The sequence below is a fragment of the Luteimonas panaciterrae genome, from assembly GCF_020511115.1.
Lineage (GTDB): Bacteria > Pseudomonadota > Gammaproteobacteria > Xanthomonadales > Xanthomonadaceae > Luteimonas > Luteimonas panaciterrae.
On sequence record NZ_JAJAVH010000007.1, the window covers coordinates 34,404 to 47,691 of the forward strand.

The following is a 13,288-nucleotide window of genomic DNA, read 5'->3' on the forward strand; positions in this document are numbered from 1 at the left end:
TCAGGAAGTACCACCGCGGCTTGCTAAACTCCCGCGACTTCCCAGTGCGGATCCCGTGATGCCCAAGCTGCGCCCTCTCGCCCTTGTCCTCAGCCTGACCCTTGTTGCCGGCCTGGCCGCGCACGACGCCGACGCCGCCAAGAAGAAGCGCGCGCCCGCCAAGAAGGCTGCTCCCGCGGCTACCGCCTGCACCGATTTCTACAGCTTCACCAACAAGGACTGGCTGGCCAGCAATACCATCGTCGGCGGCAGCGGATCGGTGTCCGCGCTGAGCCAGCTCTACAGCCTCGCCCAGCAACAGCAGCGCGACCTGCTCAACGCCGCGATGCAGTCGCCGCAGAACAACGTGCAGAAGCTGCTCGGCGACTTCTGGGCCAGCGGCCTCGACGAAGCCGCCGTGGAACGCGATGGCGCCAACCCGATCGCGCCCCTGCTCTCGCGCATCGATGGCATCAAGCGCGCCAAGGACATCCCGCCTTCGATCGCCGCGCTGCATCAGGTCGGCATCCCGGTCGTCTTCAATTTCAGCGCCGACGTCGATCTCGCCGACCTGTCCCGCCACGTCGGCTACTTCACCCAGGGCGGCACCGGCCTCACCGATCCGGCCTACTACACTCGCACCGATGCCGACACGCGCGCCCTGCTCGGCCGCTACAACAACTACGTGCAGAAGATCCTCGCCCTGACCGGCACGCCCGCCGACAAGCTGGCGGCGCAGGCGCAACTGGTGATCGATCTGGAAACGCGCATCGCCCGCGTCTCCAAGCCCGAATCCGCACTGCTCGATCCGCGCGCCAACTACGCGCTCGTGCCCGTGGCCACGCTCGGCAAGACCTACAAGCGCCTGCAGCTCGGCGATTTCATCAAAGCGCAGGGCGTGAAGGACGACACCGTCTCCCTCGCCAATCCCGCGCTGTTCACCGAACTCGACGGGCTGATCAACAGCCTCAAGCCCGAACAGTGGAAGGCCTATCTGCGCTTCCAGGTCGGCGACGCCATGGCGCAGTATCTGTCGAAGAGTTTCCGCGACGCCGATTTCGAATTCCGCGGGCGCGTGCTGCGCGGCCTGACGACGCAGCCGACGCGTCAGCAGCAGGTGCTGGACGCCATCAACGATGCCGCCGGCCCGATGCTCGGGCGCGAATACGTCGGCCGCTATCTGCCCGCCGCCACCAAATCGCGCGCAGAAACCATCGCCAACGAAGTGCGTGACGCGCTCGGCCGCGCCATCGATCGCAGCACCTGGATGGCCGAGCCGACCAAGGCCGAAGCCAAGGCCAAGGTCGCCAAGCTCAAGATCGAAATCGGCGCGCCGCGCCGCGATCTCGACTACAGCGTGCAGCCGATGGGCCGCGGCAGCTTCGGCGGCAACATGCTGATCGCGTCCACCTGGCAGCATCGCGAGGAAATGAAGCGCATCGGCCGCGGCAACGCCGACCGCCGCTGGGATGTATTGCCGCAAAACCCGGCCCTGGCTTACGACATCGCGCAGAACCGCCTGATCGTCACCGCCGCCGTGCTGCAGGCGCCGGTCCTGGACCAGACGCAGGATGCCGCCGCGCATTACGGCGCCTACGGCGCCATGGTCGGACACGAACTTAACCGCAGCATCGACAGGAAGGGCAGCCTCGTCAACACCGCCGGCGAGCTGAAGACGTGGTGGACGCCGGCCGACGTCGCCGCGTGGGACGCGCGCACCGCACCGCTGTCCGTGCAATACAGCGGCTACACATATCCCGATCTCAAGAACGTCCGGGTCAACGGTGCGCAGACGCTCGACCAGAACGTCGCCGACCTCGCCGGGGTCGAACTCGCCTGGGACGCACTCACCACTGCGCAGCCGGCCTTGTCCGAGACCTCCAAGCAAGCCTTCTTCCAGGGCTGGGCGCAGTTGTGGCGCGAGCAGATGTCCGCAGACGTCGCCACCCGCATGGCCGCGACCTCCGTGCATGCCCCCGGCCAATGGCGTGCCAATGGTCCGCTGATGAACGAGCCCGCCTTCGGCGAAGCCTTCAGCTGCAACGCCGCAGCGAGCGGCAAGACCGCCAAGGGCAAGGCCAAGCCGGCGGTGTCGGTGCCGATGCAGCTCAAGCCGGAGCAGCAGGTGTCGATCTGGCGCTAGACGTCAGGATGTATGGAAACGAAAACGGCGCGGATATCCGCGCCGTTTTCGCATGCAAGCCTTCGAATTCTCGTCAGACTATCTCGTCAAAGCGTACCGCGCTTCAGAAACGCCGTATACGCGGCGAGCCGCTGCGACTGAACGGCGGTTTGCCGCGCCAGTAATTGATCAGCAGCCAGCCGAACAACATGCCGCCCAGATGCGCGAAGTGCGCAACGCCCGGCTGCAAGCCCGTGAACCCGAGCAGCAGTTCGATCGCGCCGTAGATGATCACCAGCGTGCGTGCCTTCATCGGGATCGGTGGAATCAACAGCATCACGCGCTGATTCGGGAACAGCAAACCATAGGCGAGCAGCAATCCGAATACCCCGCCGGAAGCGCCGATTGTCTGCCCGATATTGCCGCCTTGCGCCGCCATCCAAGTGGTCAGCATCAGCTGACATAGGCCCGCACCGAAAACACAGACCAGATAGTACGTAAGAAACCGGCGGCTTCCCCATGTGTATTCGAGCGGTGAACCAAACATCAGCAACATGAGCATGTTGAAAATCAAATGCGCGTAATTCGACGGATCGTGCAGGAAGCCATAGGTCAACAACTGCCATGGCATGAACAACTGCCCGCCACCAATCTCGGGAATGCCCCCAGGCACATAGGGCCACAACTCGAACAAGGCATATCGTGACTCTCCGACCAGCAACTGGAGGAGAAACGCCAGGACATTGAGGGTCAATAACGCCTTGATGACAGGCGGAAGATTGGTGAACATCCGGATTCCTTCTACTGCCGGCGCATGATACCGGTTAAGCGCGAGCCAATTGCGTGACTGGCCGGCGCTCGCACCTATCCCGATGCCTTTTTGTTTACCTTTTTCCGAGCGCTGGAAGCCACCGCGGGACGCCCGCCCTTCGCGGCACGCACTCGGCCTGATGGGGATGGCTTTGGTGTCTTGACGGGACGCTTCTTGGCACCGCCCAGCACTTCGTCCTGCTGGAGCGCCGGTCCACCCCAGATCATCGCATCGAGCGAAACATCCGCTTGCGGCATCCGCACACGGCCGCTCTCGACCCTGACACCTTCGGCACGCAACCGCTGCGACTGCTCGCGCCACCCGCGCGAGCCTTCCGGGAACGCGATGCGGCCATCGCTGCGCAACACGCGATGCCAGGGCAGTTTCGAATCCTCGTTGCCGGCCAGGATGCGCGCGACCAACCGCGCGCGACCCGGCAGGCCGGCGCGCTGGGCGATATGTCCGTAGCCGGCGACCTGCCCGCGCGGGATCGCGCGGATCGCAGCTAGGATGCGGTCTTCAGCGGATCGTTCCGGCATTGCGTTAGCATAGCCTCCCCCTTCCCCCGTTGCTCGCCTGCCGGCTCATGCAGAACTTCGAGAAAATCCGCCACCACCTCGTCGCCGGGCCCTTCCGCGTCACCATGCAGGACCCCTATGTGCTGTGCGTGGAGCTTTCTCTCGACGGCGGTCGCCGCCATCAGGCGATCTTCCTCTCGGAACTGCAGGACGACGACGGCCGCAACTACCTGCGTGTGAGCACGGTGATCGCGCCGACCACCGGCATCGACGGCAAGCGCGCGCTGGCCTTCAACTGGCAGAGCCGCGTCGGCTATCTCGCCATCGGCGATCTCGACGGCGTGCCCTATCTGCAGCTGTGCGAGAACCGTCCATACGATGGCCTGAGCGCGGCCGAACTCGATCGCCTGATCCTGGAAATCGGCGGTATGGGCGATCGCCTGGAACGCGCGCTGTCCGCCGAGGGCGACCTGCTCTGATTTCGAATCCCTTCTCCCCGCGGGAGAAGAAGCAACATCAAGTCCAACCGGCGAACGCGAACAGCCGGAACAGCCCGTAGGCGACGCCACCCGCCGCCGGAATCGTCAGAATCCACGCCCAGACGATGCGCTCGATCACGCCGATCTTGAGCGCGCGCGGATTCTTTGCGAAGCCCACGCCCATGATCGCGGTGGAAATGCTGTGCGTGGTCGACACCGGCATGCCGAAATGCGCGGCCGTCACCAGGATCGTGGCCGAGGCTGTCTCCGCGGCGAAGCCGTCGATCGGGTGCAGCTTCACCATCTTGTGACCGAGCGTCTTGATGATGCGCCAGCCGCCGGAAGCCGTGCCGGCCGCCATCACCAGCGCGCAAGTCGCGATCACCCAGCGATCGATGTCGTCCTTGCCCCCATCCGGGTGCAGGAACTGCAGCCACGACGGCAGGTCGTTCAACGTGCCCGCAGACTGCGCCGCGAAAATAGCCAGCGCGATGATGCCCATCGTCTTCTGCGCATCCTGGCGGCCATGCGCGAAGCCCATGTAGGCGGCCGAGACGAACTGCGCCTTGCCGAAGAAGGCGTTGACCCAATGCGGTCGCGCGATGCGCGCCAGCGGCCCGCCCGCGCGCGTGAACGAGGCGATCAACAGATACAGCAGCGTGATGATCAGAACGCCGAGCGTGAAGCCGGCGATCGGCGAGGTGACCATCGGCATCACCACCTTCCACAACAATCCCTTGTTGGTGGACCAACCGGCATCGCCCGCCTTCGACCAGATCAGCGCCGCCCAGTTGTTGTGCGCGGCGGCCAGTGCGGCACCGCACAGGCCGCCGATCAGCGCATGCGAGGAGGACGAGGGCAATCCGCGCCACCAGGTGATCAGGTTCCAGACGATCGCGCCGAGCAACGCGCAGATCAGCACCTGCGAAGTGACGTTGACCACATCGGTGTCGACCAGCCCCGAGGCGATCGTCTTGGCCACCGCTGTGCCCCAGAACGCACCGACCAGGTTGGTGCAGGCCGCGAGCATGATCGCCTGCCCCGGCGTCAGCACCTTGGTGGCGACGACGGTGGCGATGGAGTTGGCTGTGTCGTGGAATCCGTTGATGAACTCGAAGATCAGCGCGGCCAGGATCACCACCAGCAGCAGGGTCAGCATGGCGGCTCGCCTTACGAGTTCTTCAGGACGATCTGGTAGGCGACGACGCCCGCCTCGCGGCAGCGATCGATGGCCTTCTCCAGGATCTCGAAGAACTCCTTCAGCAGGAACATCTGCTGGTAATCGAGCCGGCCGGAATAGATGTCGCGATACAGCTCGAGCATCAGGCGATCGGCTTCGTTCTCGATCGCGCGCAGTTTCTCGTTGAGCGCGGTCATGCGGTCGATATCGAGCTTCGACAGCTCGTGCACCATCTCGCGGACCACCGCGGCAGCCTGTTCCAGCATCGCCGCGCGCGGCGCGAAGTCGATGCCTTCCAGATGATGCGTCGCCAGCGAATAGCGATCGGCGAACTTCTCGATCTGCTTCGGAATCTTGTACAGGGCCGAGCCGAGCGCCTCGATGTCCTCGCGCTCGATCGGCGTGATGAAGCTGTCGACCAGCGCCTTGCTGATCTTGTCGGAGACGGTCCGCTCCCGCTGGCGGGCCAGCTTGAAGGCATCCAGCGCCGGCTGGCGGTTGGTCGCCCGCATCATCTGATGCAGGGCCTGGGCGCTGTCGTGGGCGCCTTCGGCGGCCTCGCTCAAAAGCGCATAGAACTGCTTGCCGGAACCGAAAATCGTCTGCAGGGAGAACATCTGAGAGGGCCTCGTCGCGTCTGGAGGGCGTGGCGAAGGCGCGATTATGACGGTTTTGCGTCAATTCCGGGTCGCGGCGGGGCCATCCGGAGGTCCTGCTATGATGCCCAGGCGTCCCCGGACGCGACCTATGGACGATTCGCCGCTACCCCCACCCCCGCCCGATCGCCTGTTCCGCGCCCGCCTCGCGAGGAACGCGCATGGCCGCAGCCCTGACGGGGGCCAAGGATGATCGAGATCCTGATTGTCATCGTGCTGATCTTCCTCAATGGCTTCTTCGCCATGTCGGAGATGGCCCTGATGACCGCGCGCAAGTCGCGCCTGAAACAAATGGGCGAGACCAGCCGTGGCGCCCGCAAAGCGTTGGCGCTGGCCGAACATCCGGACAATCTATTGTCCACCGTGCAGATAGGCATCACCGCGATCGGCGTGCTGGCTGGCTCTTTGGGTGCCGACGCCATCGGCGTAATCATCGCCGGATGGCTCGACGGCATATGGCCGGAAGCGCAGAAGTACGCCACGAGCATTGGTTTCGGTACCGCGGTCACCCTGATCACGGCCGGCTCGGTCATCTTCGGCGAACTCATCCCTAAGCGGCTCGCCCTGACCAACGCCGAGAACATCGCTTCGGTGGTCGCCATCCCGCTCGATTGGCTGTCACGCGTCGCCCGCCCCGTCGTGTTTGTACTGGGCGCGATCAACCGCTTGGTCCTGCGCCTGCTCGGCATCCGCGACGATGCCCGCAACGCCATCAGCGAAGAGGAAATCCGCCTGCTCGTCAGCGAAGGCCACGAGCAGGGCGTGATCGACGAAGACGAACGCAACATGATGAACCGCGTGCTGCGCCTGGGCGATCGCAGCACCGCGAGCCTGATGACCCCGCGCATGCGTATCGCCTGGCTCGATGCGGCCGAAAGCTTCGAGGAGAACCTGGCGGTGATGCGTGAAACGCCGTTCTCGCGCTATCCCGTCTATCGCGGCAGCGACGCCGACGTGGTGGGCGTGCTCGAGGTCAAGTCGCTGATCGATCGCATCGAACTGACCGAGTTCGACCTGTTCAAATACTTGCGCGAGGCCTTGTTCGTCTCCGAATCCACGCCCGCGCTGAAACTGCTGGAAATCCTGCGCGAGGAGCAGCAATCGCTGGCCCTGGTGGTCGACGAGTACGGCGACATCACCGGCCTGGTCACCATCAACGACGTCATGGAAACCGTGATCGGCCGTACCCAGACCAGCGACGGCGGCGACGCCACACCGCTGGTGGTGGCGCGCGAGGACGGTTCGTATCTGGTCGACGGCAGTCTCACCATCGACAATCTGCGCGAGTTGCTCGGCGGCAGCCCGCTGCCGCTGGAAGGCGATTATGACTATCACACCGCGGCCGGCATGACGATCGCGCATTTCGGCCGCATTCCCAACGTCGCGGAATATTTCGACTGGAACGGCTGGCGCATCGAAGTGGTCGATCTCGATGGTCCGCGCGTCGACAAATTGCTGCTCCGGCGCATCGCCGAGCCCGAACACGATGAGGCCTGAACCGGACGGCGCGGACGACGACCGCCGCGCTGAAGCATCCCGTTTGGAGGCGAGCGGAACCCGCGAACTGCTGGCCGCTTTCACCCGCGGCGATCCCGACGATCAGATCCGTTTCCGCGATGTCTTCGCCGGGCTCGAAGAGCGTGCCTTCGGCATGCTGCTGTTCGTCGCCACGCTGCCCGCCTTCATCCCCGTGCCCATCGGCGGTGCGATCAGCGGCCCGTTGGCGGTGCTGATCGGCGCGCAGTTGCTGATCGGCCTGCACCGCCCGTGGCTGCCGCGGTTCATCGCCGAGCGCGGGCTGCATCGCAGCGCGATGATCCGCTTCGAGCATCGGCTGTCTCCCTGGCTGAACCGCCTCGAGCGTCTGGTCAAACCGCGCTGGACGGCGCTGCTCGATCACCGCCTCGCCAACTTCTTCAGCGGCCTGTTGCTGGTCCTGCTCGGCCTGCTGCTGTCGTTGCCGATTCCGCTCACCAACTATCTGTTCGCCGCGCTGCTGCTGTTGTTCGCGCTGGCGCTTCTGGAGCGCGATGGCGCGTTGATGACTGTTGCCTGGGTGGCGGGCGTCACGGCGATTGTCGTGTCCGGCGTGCTGTCGGGAAATCTGGCGACGCTGGTCATGGAATGGATCGACCGCCTGCGATAGCGCCGCCCTTCCGTGTCCGGGAAAGGCTATTCGCGTGCGATTCTCGCCATCCGCTGCGCATCGGCCAGGATGCCGCGTAGCAGCCGCACCTCGCGTTCATCGAGATCGCTGCGCAGGAACAGCCTGCGTAGCTTGCGCATCGCCGACTCCGGTGCCCTGCCCTTGTGGAAATCGATGTCGTCCAGGGTTTGCGCCAACTGATCGAAGAATCCTTCCAATTGCGTGTGACTGGCCGGGGAGCCGGCGTGTGCGCCGTCCTCCCGCTGCGGAATCTCACCCGCGGAGAGCATCGCAAGCCGCAACTCGTAGGTCAGCACCTGCACGGCCGCGGCGAGATTGAGCGAGCCGTAATCCGGATTCGAAGGGATATGCACGGCCGCATGGCAGAGCTGCAATTCCTCGTTTTCCAGACCGGTGCGTTCACGCCCGAACAACAACGCCACCTCACCGCCCTCCCGCGCCACGGCGAGCATGCGCGCGGCCGCATCGCGCGGCATCAGCTCCTGCAACTGCACGCGCCGGCTGCGCGCCGTGCAACCGAGTACCAGACGGCAATCGGCCACCGCCTCGGCCAGCGCCTCGTGACGCTGCGCCGACTCGAGCACGTCGCCGGCACCGGCCGCCATGGCCTCGGCGTCTGCATGCGGGAATCGCTGCGGCGCCACAAGTGACAGCCGGTGCAGGCCCATCGTCTTCATCGCGCGCGCCGCCGAGCCGATGTTGCCGGGATGCTGGGTGCCCACCAGCACGATGCGGATGCGGGAGAACGGTGTCGTATCGGGATTCATGGTGACAGGGCGTGCCGGTATGGGTGGAACAGGCCGCGCCGGGCCTGAGGGTGTGCGAGGCAAGGAAGAGTGAGGGCGCGTATGCCGATACGCAACTGAGCGATGACGTGGCATCGCGTACCCTCAGGCCCGGCCCTTCGGGTTGCTTGGCAATGGCCGCCAGCCGGCGCCGCGAAGCTTGATCTTGCTTCCGCGAGGCACTGCGCCGCACAACACCACCTGACGGCCATTGCCAAGCAACGCGGCCTATTCCACCCATACCGGCACGCGCTTGGTAAACTGCGCGCCCGGCCACCGAGCCGGTTCGCTCTTTTCCTTCCGATCCCCATCTGCGCCCGGAGCCGTCCGCGATGCAAAAACCTGCTGTCAACGTAATGATCAAGGCGGCGCGCGCCGGCGGCAATGTCCTACTACGGAACATGCACCGGCTGGATGCGCTCAACGTGGTTGAGAAGGATCGCATGGACTACGCCAGCGAGGTCGATCGCCTGGCCGAGGCCGAGATCATCAAGGAACTCAAGCGCGCCAACCCCGAGTACACCATCCTCGGCGAGGAAGGCGGCATCCAGAAGAGCAATCGCGGCCCAAGCCGCTATACCTGGGTGATCGACCCGCTCGACGGCACCAGCAACTACCTGCACGGCATCCCGCACTGGTGCGTCTCGATCGCGCTGTGCGAGGGCCCCGACCCGCTGCACGCGGTGATCTTCGACCCGCTGCGCAACGAACTCTTCACTGCGACCCGCGGCGCCGGCACGCAACTCAACGAACGTCGCGTCCGCGTGTCCGAACGCAAGGACCTGAACGGCGCGATGCTGATCACCGGCTTTCCGCCGCGCGAGCGCAAGCGCGTCTCCGCTCATCTCAAATGCGTGGATGCCCTGCTCACCGAAGCGGAAGACATCCGCCGCACGGGCTCGGCTGCGCTCGATCTTGCCTACGTCGCCTGCGGGCGGAGCGATGGTTATTTCGAAGCTGGCGTACAGCCTTGGGATATTGCCGCCGGCATTCTGCTGGTGCGTGAGGCCGGTGGGCGCGTTTGTGACTTCCGTGGTTCCAGCACCGGGCCGGTGCATATCGAGAGCGGACCGCGGCAGTTGATCGCCGGCAATGTCAAGATTGTTGAGCCGTTGCAGAAGGCGATTGTGTCTTCGGGGTATTTGCAGGCGTTTTCCTGACGCTATTAAAAACTGAAGCATTTCGTCTAGAAGCAAAAGCGTTTCGCCCCTTTTGGGCGAAACGCTTTTGATCTTCAAAGACAAGGCAAAGACGCTGGATTCCCGCCTTCGCGGGAATGACGAGCAAAAGCAAAAGCCAAATGGATCCCAGCTTTCGCTGGGACGACGGCAAGCGGAAGGCTGGATGACCAGCCATACGGCTGTTAAAAACCCGGCTTCCGCCGGAATGACGAGCAAAAACAACAACGACAGCAGCCCCTACCCCCTCTCCCACGGCGGCTCATCCCCCAACCTCTCCGCAAGAAAATCCACAAACGCACTCACCCGCCTAGGCACCATCCGCCGCTGCGGCATCACCGCATAAATCCCTGTCTCCGTGATCGGATACTCCGGAAGTACCGGCTTCAACCGCCCGCTGCGCAGATCCTCGTGCACATGCCAGTACGAGTGGATCGCGATCCCCAAATCCGCCACCGCCGCATCACGCAATGCTTCGCCGTAATTGCATTCGAAGCGGCCCTGCACCCGCACTTCGATCTCGCGTCCGTCGTGATCATGCAGGCGCCATAGATCCTGCCGCCCGTCGCGCCCGACCAGCAGGATGCAGTCGTGATCGACGAGATCCGCAGGTGTCTTTGGCGTCCCACGTTTGCGCAGATATCCTGGAGATGCGCACAACACGCGCCGGTTCGCGGCCAGCCTGCGCGCCACCAGCGTGGAATCATCGAGCGCGCCGATCCGGATCGCCAGGTCGAAGCCGGAGCCGACCAGATCGGTCACGCGATCGTCCAGATTCAGACTGACCCGCAACGCCGGGTGCAGCGCCAGGAATTCCGGCAGCAGCGGCGAGATGTACTGCCGCCCGAACGATGCCGAGGCGGTGACCCGCAGCGTCCCCGCCACGGCGGAACCTGCCCGGCGCAGGTTGCCCGCGAGCGCTTCGAATTCGTCGACGAGGGCGCGCCCCTGCTCCGCCAGCACCAGCCCCTCGGGCGTCGCATGCAGCCGGCGCGTGGTCCGGTGCAACAGACGCGTGCCCAGATCCTGCTCCAGCCGCTTCAGACGCTGGCTGGCGACCGCCGCCGACAAGTCCAGGCTGCGGGCGGCGGCGCTGATCGAGCCGAGGTCGAGCACGCGCAGGAACAGGGCGAGGTCGCCGATCCGGTCCATTTTCAATATTTCATTGAAAGTGATTCTACATTCTTCCTGTTTTTGCGAATGATGCAAGCCCCTACCGTGTGCGTCTCCCCATCCGGATCTGACGCCATGACCACCGCCTCTCCCGCCAGCTCGCGCATGCCGGTTGCGCTCTACGCGCTGACCGCCGGCTCGTTCGGGATCGGATGCGCCGAGTTCGTGATGATGGGCCTGCTGCTGCAGGTGGCGACCGACCTGCACATCTCGATCGCCTCGGCCGGTCTTCTGATCTCGATCTACGCCCTCGGCGTGTTCGTCGGCGCGCCGGTGCTGACCATCGCCAGCCGGCGCATGCCGCGCAAGGCCGTGCTGATCGCGCTGATGGCGATCTACGCGGTCGGCAACCTCGCCTGCGCGGTCGCGCCGAACTACGAAATGCTGATGATCGCCCGCGTGATCACCTCGCTCACCCACGGCACCTTCTTCGGTGTCGGCGCGGTGGTGGCGACCAGCCTCGTCGCCGAGGACCGCAAGGCCTCGGCGATCTCGATCATGTTCTCCGGCCTCACGCTGGCCACGCTGCTCGGCATGCCGGCCGGCGCTTGGCTCGGCCTGCATTTCGGCTGGCGTTCGACCTTCTGGGCGATGACGCTGATCGGCATTGCCTCGATGGCGACCATCGCGTTGTGGGTGCCGCGCAGCCGCGAGGCGATGGCGCCAGCACCGCTGCGCGAGGAGCTGCGCGCGATCGCCAAGCCACAGGTGCTGCTGGGCCTGCTGATGACGATGCTCGGCTTCGCCGGCGTGTTCGTGGTGATCACCTACGTGCAGCCGCTGCTGACCCGCATGGCCGGGTTCGCGGAGAGCGCGGTGTCGCCGATCCTGCTGATGTTCGGCGGCGGCATGATCATCGGCAATCTGCTGGGCGGGCGTCTGGCCGATCGGAAGCCGGTTCCGGCATTGGTCGGCACGTTGCTGGCGCTGGCGGTCGTGCTCGGCGTCATGAGTTTCACTCTGCACAGCAAGATCGCCATCATCGTTTTCGTCGGACTGCTCGGCATCGCCGCATTCGCCACCGTCTCGCCGCTGCAATTGCGCGTGCTGCGCAAGGCTGAAGGTGTCGGCCAGAACCTCGCCTCCAGCTTCAACATCGCCTTCTTCAATCTCGGCAACGCGCTCGGCGCCTGGCTTGGCGGGGTGGTCATCGATCACGGTCCTGGTCTGAGCGCGGTGACCTGGGTGGCGGCATTGGTGACGTTGTCGGGGCTGCTCGTCGCGCTGTGGAGCCTCTATCTGGATCGCACACCTTCAGCTGAGCCGATCGAGGCCGGCATGGCCACATGCGATTCGACCGCATCGTGATTGCGAAACCGTTCTCGATTTTTCACATCGTTCCATCGGTCCCTCACATCGTTCTACAACCAACGTATTGAAATGAAGGTGCATCGAACGTAGTTCGATACTCGCCCCTTTCCACATCATCGAATCCCCTCATGAACACTCCCCTCTCCGGCTGGACTTCCGTCGTCACCGGCTCCACCGCGGGCATCGGCTACGCGATCGCGGAAGAACTCGCGCGCGCCGGCGCGTCGGTGGTCGTCAACGGCCGCACCGCCGAACGTGTCGATGCCGCCGTGCAATCGCTCTCGAAGGCCGTGCCCGGCGCACAGTTGCGTGGCGTGGCCGCTGATCTCTCCACCGTCGCGGGCGCCGCGGCCTTCCTCAAGGAAGTGCCGCAGACCGACATCCTCATCAACAACCTCGGCATCTTCGTACCGACCGCATTCCATGACATCGACGACGAGGAATGGAACCGCCTCTGGGAAGCCAACGTGATGAGCGGCGTGCGACTCTCACGCCACTATTTCAAGGGCATGCTGGAGCGCAATCGCGGCCGCGTGGTGTTCATCTCCAGCGAATCCGGGCTGCAGATCCCCGCTGAAATGATCCACTACGGCGTGACCAAGACCGCGCAGATCGCCCTCGCCCGCGGCATGGCTCAACTGACCGCAGGCACAGAAGTCACGGTCAATTCCGTGCTGGCCGGTCCGACCAGTTCGGAAGGCGTCGGCGTGTTCGTGAAACAACTCGCCGAGCAGCAAGGCGTCAGCACCGAAGCCTTCGAGAAGGAATTCTTCAAGAGCGTGCGTCCGACCTCGCTGCTGCAACGCTTCGCCGAACCGGCCGAGATCGCGCGCGTGGTCGCGTTCGTCGCGAGCCCCGCCGCCTCGGTCGTCAATGGTGCCGCCATCCGCGCCGAAGGCGGGCTGGTCGTCTCCGCATTCTGATTTCCC

At 64.8% G+C, this 13,288-nt stretch carries 12 protein-coding genes and 1 pseudogene; 7 read left to right on the forward strand and 6 right to left on the reverse strand.

The features are described 5' to 3' along the window. The first annotated feature begins 58 nt into the window (after positions 1 to 58). On the forward strand, positions 59 to 2,122 hold the full coding sequence (locus LG367_RS08265; RefSeq protein ID WP_226468772.1) for a M13 family metallopeptidase: 2,064 nt from the start codon (positions 59 to 61) through the stop codon (positions 2,120 to 2,122). A gap of 103 nt (positions 2,123 to 2,225) precedes the next feature. Here the strand turns inward: LG367_RS08265 and LG367_RS08270 are convergent, their stop codons facing one another. Both LG367_RS08270 and LG367_RS08275 read right to left on the reverse strand, forming a co-directional pair. Next, the gene (locus LG367_RS08270) at positions 2,226 to 2,891 is read right to left on the reverse strand and encodes a rhomboid family intramembrane serine protease (RefSeq protein WP_226468773.1); all 666 of its coding nucleotides are present in this window, start codon (positions 2,889 to 2,891) and stop codon (positions 2,226 to 2,228) included. 236 nt (positions 2,892 to 3,127) lie between these two features. Continuing rightward, positions 3,128 to 3,451, reverse strand: a pseudogene (locus LG367_RS08275) (MGMT family protein); the annotation flags it as partial. 104 nt (positions 3,452 to 3,555) lie between these two features. On the opposite strand from LG367_RS08275, the gene LG367_RS08280 reads away from it, so the two are divergent. Further along, positions 3,556 to 3,909, forward strand: coding sequence for a hypothetical protein (locus LG367_RS08280; protein ID WP_226468774.1), 354 nt, complete (start codon positions 3,556 to 3,558; stop codon positions 3,907 to 3,909). A gap of 37 nt (positions 3,910 to 3,946) precedes the next feature. Here LG367_RS08280 and LG367_RS08285 read toward each other — a convergent pair whose 3' ends face one another. Then, positions 3,947 to 5,068 (reverse strand): inorganic phosphate transporter, encoded by a 1,122-nt coding sequence (locus LG367_RS08285; protein ID WP_226468775.1) that lies wholly within the window; start codon positions 5,066 to 5,068, stop codon positions 3,947 to 3,949. An 11-nt stretch (positions 5,069 to 5,079) separates the two neighbouring features. Continuing rightward, positions 5,080 to 5,706 (reverse strand): DUF47 domain-containing protein, encoded by a 627-nt coding sequence (locus tag LG367_RS08290; protein WP_226468776.1) that lies wholly within the window; start codon positions 5,704 to 5,706, stop codon positions 5,080 to 5,082. 228 nt (positions 5,707 to 5,934) lie between these two features. Here LG367_RS08290 and LG367_RS08295 point away from each other — a divergent pair, with 228 nt between their 5' ends. Continuing rightward, positions 5,935 to 7,242, forward strand: coding sequence for a hemolysin family protein (locus LG367_RS08295; protein ID WP_226468777.1), 1,308 nt, complete (start codon positions 5,935 to 5,937; stop codon positions 7,240 to 7,242). Next, positions 7,232 to 7,891, forward strand: coding sequence for an exopolysaccharide biosynthesis protein (locus tag LG367_RS08300; RefSeq protein ID WP_226468778.1), 660 nt, complete (start codon positions 7,232 to 7,234; stop codon positions 7,889 to 7,891). Before LG367_RS08295 ends, LG367_RS08300 begins: the two co-directional genes overlap by 11 nt. Positions 7,892 to 7,917: 26 nt before the next feature. Here the strand turns inward: LG367_RS08300 and LG367_RS08305 are convergent, their stop codons facing one another. Beyond that, positions 7,918 to 8,679, reverse strand: a complete 762-nt coding sequence (locus tag LG367_RS08305; protein WP_226468779.1) for an RNA methyltransferase — start codon at positions 8,677 to 8,679, stop codon at positions 7,918 to 7,920. A 350-nt stretch (positions 8,680 to 9,029) separates the two neighbouring features. Between LG367_RS08305 and LG367_RS08310 the strand changes: the two genes are divergently transcribed. After that, on the forward strand, positions 9,030 to 9,857 hold the full coding sequence (locus LG367_RS08310) for an inositol monophosphatase family protein (RefSeq protein WP_226468780.1): 828 nt from the start codon (positions 9,030 to 9,032) through the stop codon (positions 9,855 to 9,857). 258 nt (positions 9,858 to 10,115) lie between these two features. On the opposite strand, the gene LG367_RS08315 is transcribed toward LG367_RS08310, so the two are convergent. After that, positions 10,116 to 11,027: a LysR family transcriptional regulator gene (locus tag LG367_RS08315; RefSeq protein ID WP_226468781.1), complete on the reverse strand. Its 912-nt coding sequence runs from the start codon at positions 11,025 to 11,027 to the stop codon at positions 10,116 to 10,118. A gap of 96 nt (positions 11,028 to 11,123) precedes the next feature. Between LG367_RS08315 and LG367_RS08320 the strand changes: the two genes are divergently transcribed. Both LG367_RS08320 and LG367_RS08325 read left to right on the forward strand, forming a co-directional pair. After that, on the forward strand, positions 11,124 to 12,356 hold the full coding sequence (locus LG367_RS08320) for an MFS transporter (protein ID WP_226468782.1): 1,233 nt from the start codon (positions 11,124 to 11,126) through the stop codon (positions 12,354 to 12,356). 131 nt (positions 12,357 to 12,487) lie between these two features. Then, positions 12,488 to 13,282, forward strand: a complete 795-nt coding sequence (locus tag LG367_RS08325) for an SDR family NAD(P)-dependent oxidoreductase (RefSeq protein ID WP_226468783.1) — start codon at positions 12,488 to 12,490, stop codon at positions 13,280 to 13,282. Positions 13,283 to 13,288: the final 6 nt, after the last annotated feature.